The organism is Pseudoalteromonas sp. DSM 26666 (assembly GCF_900116475.1).
Lineage (GTDB): Bacteria > Pseudomonadota > Gammaproteobacteria > Enterobacterales > Alteromonadaceae > Pseudoalteromonas > Pseudoalteromonas tetraodonis.
The window spans coordinates 247199-262367 of the sequence record NZ_FPAR01000002.1; the positions used below are offsets into that span (position 1 = coordinate 247199).

Below are 15169 nucleotides of genomic sequence, written 5' to 3' on the forward strand. Positions count from 1 at the left end.
GCGCTCATTTATAAACACATTTTATTGAACTAGGATCACTTTTTATGTTTAAACCAAGCCTGTTAACCTTGGCTGTATCAAGCGCACTGAGCAGTGTATTATTTAGCAGTAATGCAGTGGCACAAGAGCAAGTAATTGAAAAAAATAAATCGCTTGAAGTTATTGAGGTTACAGCAACTCGACGTAGTGGCTCAATTCAAGCTGCGCCTCTTAACATTACCGCGCTCGATGCTGATGTAATGAAAGATCAAAACATCAGTGAGCTGGCCGATGTAGCACGTTGGGTACCGGGCTTAACAATTACAGATCAAGGTGGCCGTGCTGGTTCACCTATTATAGTCCGTGGTTTAAATACTAATTCATCAGGGCCTTCATCAGATGGTGGCACTGTTGCCACTTATATTAATGAAATTCCTGTCTCAGTTGATATGCGTTTAGTTGATGTAGAGCGTGTGGAAGTGCTTATTGGGCCACAAGGCACATTATATGGAGCTGGTACATTAGGCGGCGCTATTCGCTATATGCTTAAAGAACCAGAGCTTGATTTCACCTCAGGTGAAGTATTTGGTGATGTTTTTCAAACTCAAGAAAGTGATTCGGTCGGTGGTGAAGCGGGCTTTATCTTCAATTTACCATTAATTGAAGACAAACTTGCTGTTCGTACCAGCTTAAATATTTATGAAGACCCAGGGTTTATTGACTACGCCTACACCGTTCGTGAACCAGGTGTTTCGATTACCGACCCTGATTGGACAAACCTTGATGCAGTCAACAGCAATCTTAAAAATGTAAAAGACGCCAACGGTGAAACAACCACAACTGGGCGTATTTCATTGCGTTACAAAGCAAATGAGTCATTCGAAGGTACATTAAACTACTTCTATCAAAAGCAAGATACTGAGGGTCGTTCTATTGTTCATCACAACAGCCTTAATGCTAACAATGGCTTAAGTGATCGCATTGGCAAATACGAGTCAGCGTACCGTTATGAAGAGCCACGGGAAAAAGAAGACCAATTACTGAGCCTTGAACTTAAAGCCGACTTAGGTTTTGCCGAGCTAGTATCAGCTACCGGTATTTCACACTTTGAAGCCGATGGTCAACGCGACCAAACTGACCTTTTAATTCGTTTAGACTATGGCTACGAGGAGTTTCCTTCGTTTTCGGCATTTACCCGTGAATTAGACGAAGTCGATACCTTCACTCAAGAACTACGTTTGGTCTCACAAAGCGATAGCGACCTAAGCTGGATTGTTGGTGGTTTTTACAACAAAACCGATACTGATGCATCAAGCAGAGAGTTTACGCCAGGCTTTGATCAGTTCGCAGTTGATAATTTTGGTGGCGCACAACTTAGACCAGACTCTTTAGAGTATTTAGAAATTACTGGTAGCAAAGTCACTGAATCTGCACTTTTTGGTGAAGTGGGTTACCAAGTAACCGATAAACTCGACATTACCATTGGCGCGCGTTTTTACGAATACGATGTAAAAGCAAAAGCAGCATATGACTTCCCGCTTGCAAATACTTTATTTGGTGGCGCAGAACCTGATGCGATTAGCATTAATTATGAATACGATAAAGCAGGCGATAACGGTACTCTTCTCAAATTTAATGCTAAGTACCAATTTAGCGACTCTGTAATGGGATATGCAACAATCAGTGAAGGCTTTAGAATTGGTGGTTCAAATCTTCTAGCAGCTTGTCCTGATCCACTTCCAGAAAACCAACAAACAGGCTGTGGTAACCCTGATGAGAGACTTTTTGAATCCGACACAACAACCAACTACGAACTAGGCTTTAAAAGTACATGGTTTAGAAGCCAACTACACTTTAATGCCGCGCTATTTAATGTTGATTGGGATAACGCACAAATTGCAGCAGCTACCGTCGTAGGTCAATTACCGTACCTAACAAACGTAGATAGTGCTAATGCGAAAGGAATTGAAATTGCCACGCGTGCAATTTTATCAGACTCATTTACTGCCTATGCAACTTATGCGTATACAAAAGCAGAATTAACCTCTGACGCGGCATATCTATTTAATGCCGATGGTAATGAGGATAGCCCTAAAGATGGCGACCGTTTACCAGGCTCGCCAGAGCATCAGTTTTCTATGGGGATTAACTACCAAACAGAAGTGTTTAACAACAAAACCTTAGATATTAACTACGGTTTAACTGCACAAAGTGATGTAATTTCAAAAGTAGGCCTACGTGACAACGGTGAAGCACTCCCAGGTTATAGCTTAAGTAATATTTCAGCTAAATTAACCGCCGATGCGTGGTCGACTACTTTATATGTAGATAACCTATTTAATAAATATGCGGTTACTTCTGTTCGTCGTTCAGATGCGGATATTACAACAGCCAATGGCGCAGACATACAACGTAACTATGGTTACTTTATTAATCGCCCGCTTACTGTTGGCATTAAATTTAACTATAAGTTTGAAATATAATTAGAGCCTGCTGTTCTTTATGGATTAAATTTGTTCAAACTAGGGGCGATTTAATCGAGGCGCAAGGTTTGTAACCTAGTGGGCTAAGTAAAAACCGAGCAAAGCTTCCGCGTCCTGCTCACGCCCCTTACCTACATCCATGTAGGCAACAAAGAGTAAATTGCCCCTAGGCAGAACCCTTAAGGGCAGCGCCTGTTTGGCATTGATGCTGCGTTATCACCTATTTATGGGGAATAACCACACTACATAGGCTCTGCCTTGCCTTAATACCAAACAGACTGCTGCAAATTCAACCTTGAAAGGTCAACAGGCCCAACGATAAGTTTAAGTACAATCAAGAGGCTCAAATTAATTTTGAGCCTTTTTATTTGTAAGTACATTATTTATAAGAGTATTCATGCAGCCAAACTTAAAGAAACTACACCAAAGCGCTATAAAAAATCTAAACCAAGGCAACATTCAGCAAGCGCATAAAGCACTGGTTGAGCTGGTAACACAAAAACCAGACTTTGCTGATAGCTACTTTTTACTCGCCATGGTTAATTTACAGGTTGGTCAAATTTATAAAGCGATAAAGCTAATTGAAAAAGCATTAAGCTTTACTAAGTCTATTGAATATACAGCGCAACTTGCCAAGTGTTACGCCCTTACCGGCGATTTACAAAAAGCGAAAAGCACCGCCCTCGGCGTTAAGCCTGAACATATTAGCAAAGCACTTGATGCTGATACATTAGGCGTGGCGCTTACCCAAGCGGGTTTACATCAGCATGCTGCTGACTATTTTAAATGCGCGTTAAGTTTGGCTGAAGCGAGTAATACTGGTCAGCCGCAGTTTTATTATAACTATGGGGTATGTGCTAAATTTTTAGGCCAGTTTGAAAAGGCGCAGCACGCGTTTGAAAATGCCATTGCACTGAATCCGCTTCATCATCAAAGTCATTTTGCTTTAGCTGATTTAACTAAAGTCACTGAGCAAAACAACCACATAGCGCGATTAAAAAACGTATTTGAACAGGTCAATCATCCTGACGCTAAACTGCATATAGGTCATGCGCTCGCAAAAGAATATCAAGACCTAGGAGAATTTTCAGCAGCCTTTGCCGCGTTACAACAAGGTAAAAAAGCAAAACACGCTAATAAGGCGTTTGATAATCAAGCGTCTGAGGCACTATTCGCACACATTAAACAGCTCAGTGTTAAATATAAAAACCAACAAACAGCTGGCAACCAAAGCTGTGAGCCAATTTTTGTGTTAGGTATGCCGCGCTCTGGCACCACATTAGTTGAGCGAATTTTATCAAGCCACAGCGACGTACAATCGGCTGGCGAGCTGCAAGATTTTGGCCTAAGTGTAAAAAAGCTTAGCCAAACACCCACGCCTCAAGTACTCGATACAGACACCTTAAGCCAAGCTTACCAGCTTGATTTTGCAAAACTTGGTAGCACTTACCTTGAGGCGACCCGTGTAGTTACCGGTAGCCATAAACACTTTATTGATAAATTACCGTTTAACTTTTTTTATATCGATTTAATTACCAAAGCACTGCCTAATGCTAAAATCATTTGCCTACTTCGCGATCCCATGGACACCTGTATTGGTAACTATCGTCAGCTATTTACCATTAACAACCCGTATTATGCTTACTCGTTAGACTTACTCGACACAGCTAAATTTTACAGCCGCTTTTATAAACTAATACAGCACTTCAGCGCCCTACACAGCAATATTAAACTAGTAAAATACGAAGAGCTCATCGCCGCACCAGAGCAAAAGATAAAAGAGTTAGTGAGCTATTGTGACTTAGACTGGCAACCACAGTGCCTTGATTTTCACTTAAACACTGCACCGGTATCAACCGCCAGTAAAATGCAAGTACGCCAACCGCTTAACAACAAGGCCATAGGCCGCTGGAAAAAGTTTAAACCCTATACCGACGAAGCGCAGACTCATTTAGTTAATCAAGGAGTTTTAGGTTTAATTAAATAACAACAACTGTTATGTGGTCGGATAGTTCAGTTTGATAAACTTTAAAGTTACCGGATGGATATAAGTTTTTAGGCTGAATGTATTTGAGGTTTTTTCTCTGTTAACTAACCCTCTTCCACTTAAGGAAAAACCCAACGCTGCTACCATAAAAAACTAACAAAAAGTAATACACCAATTACTGCAGCAGCTATAAATAAGTATTTACCAAGCGTTGCATTGTGTTTAAGAGATTCTTGATGTTTAGCCTTAAGCATAAGTAATTGTGCTTCGTTTAAATCAGAACAATGCGTACATTTATCCAAGAATTCAGAATAATACAGTTCACACCTATCACATCGTTTTTGTTTAGGTTGCTTAGATCTCCATGATATGCTCATATCTAGAGACATTATAACCTCCACTCAAGAGTACCAGCGTACTCAACCTTAACCAGCCTACCATTTAATAACGCAGGCTTAAATAGCCATAGTTTTAAAGCCCGTAAACCTTCCTTTTCAAATACACCTTTTGGGGCAGATTCAATTACTTTAGCTCTTTCTAACGCACCAATTTCATTCACTATTGCTTTGAATTTTAAGTAGCCCTCTACGCTATTTTTAGCCGCATCTGCAGGATATTTTGGTTCAATCTTCACAACCCATTTAGCAGGTGAATCTGTTTGTGCATTGGTATATACAGTACTTGAATTTGCCGCTTCATTAGTACTATTACAACCAACCAGTAAAAGGACTAAAAATATAGTTATGTACTTCAAAGACTACTCCTAAAAATATACTCAGTAAAATGAACAACTAGTGTTTAAGTTTACTAAGGTGTGCAGCAACACGAAACAAGACCAACCATTATGTATCCGATAATTTATGGCCTTGTTATATGTACTATTGCATTAACAAATCAGATAAAAACTTTATACTATTTATTTCAACTTTACCGTCAGATGACTGCAAACCTAATTGAATATGAGCTAATCCTGTATCAAAGGTTACAGGTACCTGATAAACAGCATATGTCACACTTGAGCTACCAACTGGAGATAACGTTTTCCAATTTTGCAACTCTGCTTTACCGACTGATTGAAATACACCTAATTTAGCAACCTTTTTTACGTACAACTCCCATTGCTCTGAAGTTGCACTAGTGTAACCTTGCTCAGACATTAGCTCTTTAAAAGGAGTCACTTCCCACGTTGTTAACTTGGGGATTGCCTTTACAATAAAAGGCTCAAAGACGGCCTCTTTATCAACAGTATTTATGGATGCAACAACTCCAATACCAATGAAAAATATAACAACACTTAAAATTCCAAAACCTAGATATTTGAAGAATTTCTTCACCATAACTCCTTGTACATATAACCGCTTTATCAGTTAACACTTTCCAAATTCCAGCGTGAAAATGCCCTCATTCTATTAACTTATATTAATAACAAATAGTGTAAGTTATTACCAGCTATAAATATTATGCTTACTGTAGGTTATTTCGCTATGTAAAAAGGGAGGGTTTCTTTTTATTCTTACTAAGTTAAAAACGACTCACCTGAATGATCGTTCATCGCTCTTTGCCGAAGTATGCCTGTGTGCTATGAGAGGACATTGAGCACCGTAGTCACTTTTTATGTTTTAGTTACTACGACATACCTATTATCCAAGGCATAGTAATACCTAAACTGACCGACGATACTCCAAGGATAAACTTTAGATGATTCATAGAACTACATTTTGAATACATATATATCCCTGAAAAAAGCGCAATTACCGACCACATGGCAGACCCCATAAAATATGCTCGAATTGCACTTTGATTTAGTGCCGTTGTATAAGCAGGGTCTGCAATAAAATTTAAAAGAAGTGCGACGAATACCCCCATGAACGGTAAAAAACCTATCATAAAAATTCTTTTCTTGAGCACCCATTTCTTCATATGTAAATCCATTCGATTAAAAAAATAACGCCCTGTTAAGGTGTGAGTAAAACAATACCGGAGCCTCCGCATATCACCTTAAGCACTAAACGCAACGCATAGTAAAAATGCCAAACGTTGCGAATCACTCTTAAACAGTTTGTTATAAATCATTGAACTCTAATACATACTTTGTATCTGATACGACTGCTCGCTTTATTTTAACGTGCTTAAACTGGAGATTCATTTTTAACAATTTTACAATTTCATCCACCAAGTTAACATCAGCATTAGCGCCTATTATTACCTCATCAATAGCATCTGGTGGGAACCTAAAGAGGTGAACAGCTGGTAAAATACTATCCTTTACCTCATCGGCATCAGATAAAACAGCACACATTCGCCACTCTTTCTCATATTTCCAAACATCTGACTTTAGTAAAAATATGTCAGTACCATCCATATCAACCATTAGTTTGGTTGGTCTTTCTTCCAAGTATTCAACTTTTCTTAGATAATAGAACTCGTCTTTTTCAGATCGTTTTCGATTGAAAAACGAATGTTCTGAATTAAATCCAATGCAGAATCCTTTATGTGAATCTGCATAGTGGGACCACATTAACAAATTGTCTGGTTTTTGTGTAAGGCTCAAGACCCCTATTGCTTCATTTGACTTTTCTGACAGTACAGCTGAAAACTGCTTTGTTGCAGATTCCATCAGACTTTCGAATAACTGACCGTTACTCTCTATTTGTATTTTTACAAACTCGCGGACCTTAGATTTTGGTAAAGTTTTTTTAATAGCATCTGGAATTTCAGAAAGCTTTACGTCAATAAAACTATCTAATTGTTCATCCATATATTGTTTAAAATAGTCGCTCGAAGCAATACCACTTAAAACAGGTTTAAATTCAAACGGGTCGTTAAATGCTACTGGCGGTGAAAACCTAATCGATTTATTTTTCAGTACATCTATTCGATCTGGATGTAAATATTTATATAATTTCAAAAAACTTACCTATTTTCGCGCTAAAACGTCCTTATTTTATGAACTTATATTAATAGCAAATAGCGTAAACTATTGCCAAGTATAAATATTATGCTTTCTATAGCTTATATAAACATGTAAATAAGAGGAAAGTTAAGTTAATGACGATTCACCTGAATGACCGGTTATTGCTCATCGGCGTCGCGAATACGTTCTTTACGTTCTTGCTCTTCATCAAAGGCGGCTTGAATTTCGTCAAGTACTGAGTCTACATCTGCAGCTTCGCCATCGTCTTCAAATTCGCCACTGAGTTTTGAGTGCGGGGTTAAGTTAGCATCTGCAAACAGTGCCCACATTTCTTTGGCATATTGCGTATGTAATAACGCCGGTGCAAATTGGCCATAATAGCGGCGCATGTTATTTACATCACGGGCAAACATCGCCTCGGCGCTATTATTAGCAGAGGCGTTAACCGCTTGGGGTAAATCAATAATTACTGGGCCGTTGCTATCAACAAGTACATTAAACTCCGATAAATCACCGTGAATAATCCCAGCGCACAGCATTAATTTGATGTAGTGCATCATTAATGTATGTTGCTCAATGGCTTGTTGCTCGGTTAAATCAACTGCACCAAGCTGTGGTGCAACATCGCCTTCATCATCACTTACAAGTTCCATTAACAAAACACCGTCAATGCAGCCGTAAGTTTGCGGTACGCGAACACCTGCTAAAGATAAACGCGACAGCGCGTCAACCTCGGCATTTTGCCAAATTTCTTCTTCTAATTGACGGCCATAGCTTGAACGCTTACCCATAGCACGGGCTTGGCGGCCACCACGTACTTTTCGCCCTTCTTGGTACTGTGCTGCCTTTTTAAAACTGCGCTTACTGGCCTCTTTGTATACTTTAGCGCAGCGAATGTCATCGCCACAGGCCACCACAAATACATCGGCCTCTTTACCGCTCATTAACCGGCTGATCACTTCATCAATAAAACCATCATCAACTAATGGCTGTAAGCGCTTAGGTATTTTCAAACGACACCTACTAAAAATACAGGGTTGGCTTTTTGTTTTGCTATGTGGTTCAAACGAGGCATACCTTTGGGGATTGAAGAAAGTTATAAATTATTAGTAAACTTTAAAGTTACATTAAATGACTAAGTTACGTAGCTAGAATAAGCGACTACAGCGAAAAAGCCAACCGCCTTTTGTGCTTTTTAAGTATTATTGACCAAGAACCTAAATAAAACCAAAAAACGAGCACGGTTTAGCGTACTCGTTTACTTTATATTATTAAAAAGTGTTTAGAACTGCCAAACCAAAGACGCCCAATAGCGACGGCCATCTTCAACATAACCGTACTCTTGCTCTGTGATCTCTTTATCAAGCAAGTTGTAAATTCCAGCACCAAGTTTAACGCTGTCACTTAGCTGATAATTAGCACCTAAATTGGCAATGGTATAATCAGGAGCAATTAAACTGCTTTGTGAAGGCCCTGTGGTAGGCTGGCTTTCTTCTCCACGATATTGCACACGTAACCATCCGCCTAACTTATCTGTTGGACGCCAATTTAAAGATGTTTGTAAACTATGTTTTGGTAGCTGATTAAGTGGGCTCCCTTTATATTGACCGGTTTTTTGCTCTGAATCGGTGTAGGTATAACTAGCACTCAAATCAATTTCAGTTGAAATATCGTAATCTACTGATAGCTCAATACCTTGGGTTATGGCTTCATCCACATTAATGTACGTAGTTGGCATGGAGCCGAACTGATTTGGGCCATCTGTGCACTGCGTTAATGGGCAAGCTATACGGGTTATTTTGTCATCAAATTCATTATAAAAAACGGTTGTCGATATGCTTAAATCGCGTCCAGAATCATAGTAAACACCCATTTCATAGTTAACTGATTGCTCAGACTTTAAGTCAGGGTTACCATAAATATTACCGCCACGACTCACTTGTCCCCATTGGGCGGTAGATTGGCGAATATTTGGCGCACGGAAACCGGTTGATATGCCGCCTTTAATAGTGATCGCTTTAGATGCGCTATAAACACCATACAAACGTGGGCTCCAATGACCTGCAAAATTGCCATCATGATCGTAACGTAGGCCTGCGGTGAGCTTAAAGTCATCAGTTGCTGCCCATTCGTTTTCACCAAAAACAGACCATTGCTCGTTTTCTACATGGGTTAAGTCGCTAATTTTATTGCTTGTATAATCATCCAATGACTCTTTTAAATAGGTCGCACCAAACGTAGAGTTATGATTACTATATAGCGGTAAACTCCATGTCGTTTGAATGTCGGTATTTTCGACAAACATTTCACGTGAATTATTATCAAACTTATCATATTTAATATAAGTTCGCGACGAGCCAAAGTCGTAAAAACCGTTGTGTGACACAGAGTATGTTTGTTGCTCATACTCAGTAGTTGCTGATTCAGGGCAGCCACGTCGACCACAGCTTTCTCCTGGGGCAAGTTCGGCAACTGTTTTACCAAGTGTTTCATCTAATGTTTGTTTTGCCGAGCCAAGTTCAAACATTAATTCGTGACTATCATTAGGTGTTAATGTGAACTTAGCTTTTACATTACTTTGTTCTTTGCCTCGAAATCCAGCTGTAAACTCATCTTCATTTCGCTTTGAAAATTGACCGTATAACTGCACGCCCAATAGATCTGGAATAATGCCTCCAGAAGTGAAAAAGTTGGCTTGGTTTATATCACCTGACTGACTTTGCTCTTGAATGGTGCTGTCTAAACGCAGTTCTCCATACCACTGCTCTGGCGCTTTACGGGTAATAATGTTGATCACACCACCAATTGCATCAGAGCCATACAATGAAGACATCGGCCCTCGTATTACTTCAATACGCTCAATCGCAGAAATTGGCGGCGTCCAGGCACCTTCTACGCCCGGGCCATCACTATTTGGTCGTGTTTCTCTTGAACTTTGGCGTTGTCCGTCGATAAGAATGAGTGTGTATTGGCTTGCCATACCACGCAAGCTAATATCTTTTCTGTCACCTCCGCCAGTCACTATTACACCCGGAATATCAGCCATTGCGTCGGTTAAGTCACGATAAAAGCGTTTTTCTAGCTGCGCTCTGTCGATAACACTAATACTTGCAGGTGCCTCTTTGAGCATTTGTTCGTAACCAGAAGCAGTGACAACCATTACTTCCATATCTTGTTTTTTTTCATCAGCAAAAGCAGGGTTAGCAATTGCAAAAGTACTTAAAATAAATGCAGTTACCGGCCTTAACTTACAACTTACCGTGTTCATGATATTTCTCCGTGACATTCAGCATGTAAATGATAATAATTAGCGTTTGCGATAATAGTGAGAAGTTCTCTTCTTCTCAACGCTATTTTTATTAAAGCTAATTTAAGTAAGGCTTAACGGTATGAGTGATAAGTTAACTAAAACCCTGAATATATTTGTTCGCACAGTGCAAACGGGAAGTATGAGTAAAGCTGCCGCAGACCTTTTAATGACAACCTCTGCAATTAGCCAGCAAATAAAACAAATAGAGCAAGATGTAGGTTTGAGTTTATTTAATCGCAGCCCTCGAGAATTAACGCTTACCGAGGCGGGTGAACTTTATTATCAAAGTTGTTTACAAATGCTTGCCGTTGCAACAGCTACATCAGAACAATTACAGCATTTACAAAATTGCCCGAGTGGGCAATTAAAACTAGCAGCCCCTGTTGGTTTTGGAGGTGGGTTACTAAGTGAGCCTGTAAAGCATTTAATTAGCCAATTTAGTGATATAGATGTGCACTTAACGCTTTCTGACGAGCCCATTGATATGATCAGAACAGGTATAGATTTAGTGCTGGCGATTGGCCCTCTCGAAGACTCAAACTTAATTGCACGCCAGCTCGCTAGTTGGCCATTAATACTGTGTGTTCATAAAAATCATGCACTAGCACAGCAGCCAAAAATCACACTGGATGACCTAAAAGCGCATAACCGCATTGCGCATATAGCTGTTGATCCTACGCTTACGCACCTTACTCGCGGCGTAAGTACAACACTACCAAAAGCGCGTATTACCATTAATAATATGCAAACTGTGATTCAATTTGTTCTCGACGAGTTAGGCTATGCTATTTTGCCAGAGCCTGAAGTACGCAATTTCTTAGCTACAGGAGAACTTTTAGAAATATGCACTGATTGGCAACTTCCCCATTACGATGTATTTGCTCTAACGCCTGCACGCGACACGTTAGCAGCAAAAACAAAAGCTGCAATTAAAGCACTTAACGCATCATTTTCAGCTATTTAAATAACCTAAGTTCAGGTTAAGGCTTGTTTATAGTTAACTAATTGCAAGCCAAACTCCTACTAGCACCATTAAACTCCCCGCAATTCGGTTCATCCACTTGATGTTATTGCCTTTAGTTAAAAATAACCGCAGGCTTTTACCACCTGTTGCGTAAATCATCATACAGATAAACTCTGAGAGCAAAATAATGGCCACCAGCACCGCTAATTGCGGCGCAACACTGTATTGCACGTTAATAAAAGGAGGTAATAAGGAAATCATAAACGCCCATCCCTTTGGATTGGCAATGGCGGTTACAAACCCCTGTGAAAATAATGAATATCGGCTCACGGCTGTTGTGTTATGCGTATCAACCGACATTTTTCCTTTTGCACGCCACATATTAATGCCAATGTAGATTAAATAAGCGCCACCTAGCCATTTTAAAATATCAAATGCACTGGGGTAATTAAGCATAACACTGGCTACACCAAGCACCGCGGCTACCGCAACTGTTGCTACACCGAGTAGTTCACCTATCATCATCCATAAAGTTCGGCGCACGCCAATACTCATGCCTAAGGTCATGGCCAGTGTCATACACATACCGGGTGTAATTGATACAAAAAAGAAGGTAGGAATAAATACCGCAAGTGCAGCTACATCAATCATTTAAAGCTCGCAATAAGTTAAAAATAAAGTCGTGATAGGTTCATCCCAGAGGGTAAATGAAAAAAGCCAAAGGTGAAAGATAAAACAACTATCAGTAAGGTAGAAATAACGGCTTCGAGGATCGGATTAAGAGCACCGAGCTTAGCTCGAGGTTCTGAGCCCGATACTCGAAGCTCGAAGCCTATAACTCGGCTCAATGTGCCGTGAGATTGAGAAAGGATATTCTTAATCTCACGGCATAATACACTATTGAATGGGTTGTTCGTCCATATCAACTGGTTCAACATTATCCTTTAACAAGTACTTATCAAGCCATTGCTCTTGCTCCCACAGTACATGTAATAAGCTTTTACGGGCACGGTAACCGTGAGCTTCGTAAGGAAGCATCACTAAACGCGCTTCTTTACCCAAGCCTTTAAGTGCAGCATACATACGCTCACTTTGCATTGGGAAAGTGCCCGAATTAGGGTCCTCTTGACCGTGGATCATTAACATTGGTTCGTTAATTTTTTCAGCATGGAAAAACGGCGACATGTTTGCGTACACACTTTGTGCTTGCCAAAAATCACGTTCTTCACCCTGAAAACCAAACGGCGTTAATGTGCGGTTATACGCACCACTGCGGGCAATACCTACCTTAAATAAATCGCTATGTGCTAATAAATTAGCCACCATAAACGCACCATACGAATGCCCTGCTATAGCAATGTTATCTTTATCGGCAATGCCCTTTTCAACCAGTACATCAACCGCTGCTTTAGCACTAGAGACTAGCTGTTTTCTAAAGTGATCATTTGGCTCACTGCCATCAACGCCTACAATCGGCATTTTAGGATCGTCAAACACCGCAATCCCTTTCGCAAGATAAGGCATAGGGCCCCAGTAACCTATGTAGGTAAATTCGTATTCTGATTCACGCACTTGTGATGCAACTGCTTTATCTTTATATTCAAGTGGATATGCCCACATCAATACCGGTAATGGCCCTTGTGTTTTGTCATACCCTGGTGGTAAATAAAGCGTACCTGAAAGCTCAACACCGTCATCGCGGGTATAACGTAACTGCTCTTTGGTTACGCCTTTAAATGCAGGGTAAGGATGCTCAAACTGAGTAAGCTGTGTTAGCGAGCCTTTATCTAAATCGCGAATAAAAAAGTTTGGCTGCTGCGTTTTAGACTCACGAATAGTAATGAATTTTGTGCCTTCATCATCTAACAATGCACGCACACGCTCGTAATAAGGCGCTGCTGATTGCCATAAACGTTTGGTGCTATTCGTTTTAACATCGTACTGATCTAAAAAAGGAATGTTTCCTTGCTCAGACGCGCCATCGCCACGTAAGTAAATGTAACGTCCGCCAACAACTTTTATTACGCTAACACCTAAATCGTTACGCTCGTAAATTGCACTGCCTGGATCTTTATAGGCATCGTTATAACTGCGCTCTGAAAATAATACGCGGTTACTATCGGCATTACGTGGTTGAATTACATAAGTGCGCACTTGTCGGTCACTAAAACGCCAATCACTTAGCATGGCAATATTATCATTACCCCATTGTATACCCGCAAAACGACGCTCTACTTTGGCAAATAATTTAGGGTCGCGTTTAAATGGCGCTCGTAAACTGTAAAGGTAGTCATGATATTCAACCTCAGTTTTCATATCACCGCCATCTTGCGCCTCGGCCCATATGACTTCAGCACCTTGATCGGCTCGCCACTCAAAATCACGACGACCGGTGCGTACACTGTCATAGCCTTGTGGAATGTTGTCGGCAAGGGGTTGCTTTGCCAGCTCCACTAATGCATAGCCACGCATTCCCCATATTTGCCATGTAGTTGCAAAACGACTGTAAGGGACTTGATACGAAAATGGCTCGTCGATGGTCGCGACTAAAATATTGGTTGAATCAGGCGAAATTGAAAACGATTTAAATAAACCGGCACGGCCAATCGGCTGTGCTTTACCATCAAGCGTGATATACGCTAATTGACCTTGACCATAAAATTTAAATTGTGCTTCATCAAACGGGCTGGTCAATAAGTTTTGATAAGTCCTTGCTGGGGCTTTTTCGCCAGTGCTTTGTTGAATAACCGGCACTGTACTTTGAGTATCATTAGTTAATCTTGGTTTGTCTAAGTTTACTGCTAAATTAGCCACAATCGCCGTGCTATCGGGTAACCACTGATAAGGCGTAGCGGTTAATACTGAATTAAGTGCAAGCTCACTTAACTGCTTAGCTTGTTTGGTTTTAACGCTATAAACCCATAGCCGTGCGTTATCCGGTTGTTCAACAATAAACGCTAAATGTTCGCTATTTGCTGACCAACGCGGCGAGCGAATAATCCCCTGAGGCAAATTATTAACGTTTATTACTGTTCCACTTTGAACATGCTTAAGCTCTAACGCGCTGTACTTTGCACTTACCCGTGAGCGTGAAAAGTTAGCAGGATTAAGCTTAATTCCCGCAAGCTTAAATTCTTCTTTGGCCAGCTCATCAAGCGACACAACACGCTTGCGTTCAAACAGAGCAAGCCACTGACCATCATTCGATAAAGAGCTAGTTGGTGCTAACTTAGCATCTACGAGTGCCGAAAGCGCCGGTGAAGGGGTTTGATATCCTTGCTCTGCATAACTTGCAGGCAATAAAACAATGCAGCCTACCAAGGCAATAAATAGCCTAAAAGCATTCATGTTTTCATCCTTTTTTATTGTTAAATATTACCCGCTATATAAACACGTTTTACCTTGTTCATAAAGTGTTAAGCAAGGATAAAATCAGCTAAATGATGCTTAAGTAAGGCGAATAAGTTAAACTACGCGACTATTTACTTATCGCTACTGCGTTTTCGTTATGTACTTTGGCTTAATAAAACGC

The 15169-nt window shown here is 40.4% G+C and carries 12 protein-coding genes; 3 read left to right on the top strand and 9 right to left on the bottom strand.

The genetic code is table 11. The annotated features are described in order from the left end of the window. Positions 1-44: 44 nt before the first annotated feature. Entirely contained in the window at positions 45-2462 is a 2418-nt protein-coding gene (locus tag BM380_RS05105) for a TonB-dependent receptor (RefSeq protein WP_090493315.1), read from the top strand. 397 nt (positions 2463-2859) lie between these two features. Beyond that, positions 2860-4449: a tetratricopeptide repeat-containing sulfotransferase family protein gene (locus BM380_RS05110; protein ID WP_090493317.1), complete on the top strand. Its 1590-nt coding sequence runs from the start codon at positions 2860-2862 to the stop codon at positions 4447-4449. 140 nt (positions 4450-4589) lie between these two features. Here BM380_RS05110 and BM380_RS18235 read toward each other — a convergent pair whose 3' ends face one another. From BM380_RS18235 to BM380_RS05145, 7 genes are all read right to left on the bottom strand, one after another. Then, positions 4590-4838, bottom strand: coding sequence for a hypothetical protein (locus BM380_RS18235; protein ID WP_139232424.1), 249 nt, complete (start codon positions 4836-4838; stop codon positions 4590-4592). Then, positions 4838-5203, bottom strand: a complete 366-nt coding sequence (locus BM380_RS05115; protein WP_175527447.1) for an energy transducer TonB — start codon at positions 5201-5203, stop codon at positions 4838-4840. The genes BM380_RS18235 and BM380_RS05115 overlap by 1 nt, the downstream gene beginning before the upstream one ends. Positions 5204-5327: 124 nt before the next feature. After that, positions 5328-5786: a hypothetical protein gene (locus tag BM380_RS18400; RefSeq protein WP_010389244.1), complete on the bottom strand. Its 459-nt coding sequence runs from the start codon at positions 5784-5786 to the stop codon at positions 5328-5330. A 289-nt stretch (positions 5787-6075) separates the two neighbouring features. Beyond that, positions 6076-6369, bottom strand: coding sequence for a hypothetical protein (locus tag BM380_RS05125; RefSeq protein ID WP_058155855.1), 294 nt, complete (start codon positions 6367-6369; stop codon positions 6076-6078). A 142-nt stretch (positions 6370-6511) separates the two neighbouring features. Continuing rightward, positions 6512-7357, bottom strand: a complete 846-nt coding sequence (locus BM380_RS05135; RefSeq protein WP_254772053.1) for a DUF2971 domain-containing protein — start codon at positions 7355-7357, stop codon at positions 6512-6514. A 164-nt stretch (positions 7358-7521) separates the two neighbouring features. Further along, positions 7522-8376 (bottom strand): PA4780 family RIO1-like protein kinase, encoded by an 855-nt coding sequence (locus tag BM380_RS05140; protein ID WP_090493321.1) that lies wholly within the window; start codon positions 8374-8376, stop codon positions 7522-7524. A 269-nt stretch (positions 8377-8645) separates the two neighbouring features. Further along, positions 8646-10631 carry a ligand-gated channel protein gene (locus BM380_RS05145; RefSeq protein WP_090493324.1) on the bottom strand — a complete coding sequence of 662 codons (1986 nt, stop codon included), beginning with the start codon at positions 10629-10631 and terminating at the stop codon, positions 8646-8648. 121 nt (positions 10632-10752) lie between these two features. On the opposite strand from BM380_RS05145, the gene BM380_RS05150 reads away from it, so the two are divergent. Further along, positions 10753-11637 (top strand): LysR family transcriptional regulator, encoded by an 885-nt coding sequence (locus tag BM380_RS05150; protein ID WP_090493325.1) that lies wholly within the window; start codon positions 10753-10755, stop codon positions 11635-11637. A 33-nt stretch (positions 11638-11670) separates the two neighbouring features. On the opposite strand, the gene BM380_RS05155 is transcribed toward BM380_RS05150, so the two are convergent. Together BM380_RS05155 and BM380_RS05160 are read right to left on the bottom strand one after the other, a co-directional pair. Next, positions 11671-12288, bottom strand: a complete 618-nt coding sequence (locus tag BM380_RS05155; RefSeq protein ID WP_033103267.1) for a LysE family translocator — start codon at positions 12286-12288, stop codon at positions 11671-11673. A 246-nt stretch (positions 12289-12534) separates the two neighbouring features. Beyond that, on the bottom strand, positions 12535-14985 hold the full coding sequence (locus BM380_RS05160; protein WP_090493327.1) for a S9 family peptidase: 2451 nt from the start codon (positions 14983-14985) through the stop codon (positions 12535-12537). Positions 14986-15169: the final 184 nt, after the last annotated feature.

Bases quoted from the DNA above. Each gene is read 5' to 3' on its own strand.
- BM380_RS05110 (WP_090493317.1), top strand. From the start codon at position 2,860: ATGCAGCCAAACTTAAAGAAACTACACCAAAGCGCTATAAAAAATCTA.
- BM380_RS05155 (WP_033103267.1), bottom strand. From the start codon at position 12,288: ATGATTGATGTAGCTGCACTTGCGGTATTTATTCCTACCTTCTTTTTT.
- BM380_RS18235 (WP_139232424.1), bottom strand. From the start codon at position 4,838: ATGTCTCTAGATATGAGCATATCATGGAGATCTAAGCAACCTAAACAA.
- BM380_RS05160 (WP_090493327.1), bottom strand. From the start codon at position 14,985: ATGAATGCTTTTAGGCTATTTATTGCCTTGGTAGGCTGCATTGTTTTA.
- BM380_RS05145 (WP_090493324.1), bottom strand. From the start codon at position 10,631: ATGAACACGGTAAGTTGTAAGTTAAGGCCGGTAACTGCATTTATTTTA.
- BM380_RS05125 (WP_058155855.1), bottom strand. From the start codon at position 6,369: ATGAAGAAATGGGTGCTCAAGAAAAGAATTTTTATGATAGGTTTTTTA.
- BM380_RS18400 (WP_010389244.1), bottom strand. From the start codon at position 5,786: ATGGTGAAGAAATTCTTCAAATATCTAGGTTTTGGAATTTTAAGTGTT.
- BM380_RS05150 (WP_090493325.1), top strand. From the start codon at position 10,753: ATGAGTGATAAGTTAACTAAAACCCTGAATATATTTGTTCGCACAGTG.
- BM380_RS05105 (WP_090493315.1), top strand. From the start codon at position 45: ATGTTTAAACCAAGCCTGTTAACCTTGGCTGTATCAAGCGCACTGAGC.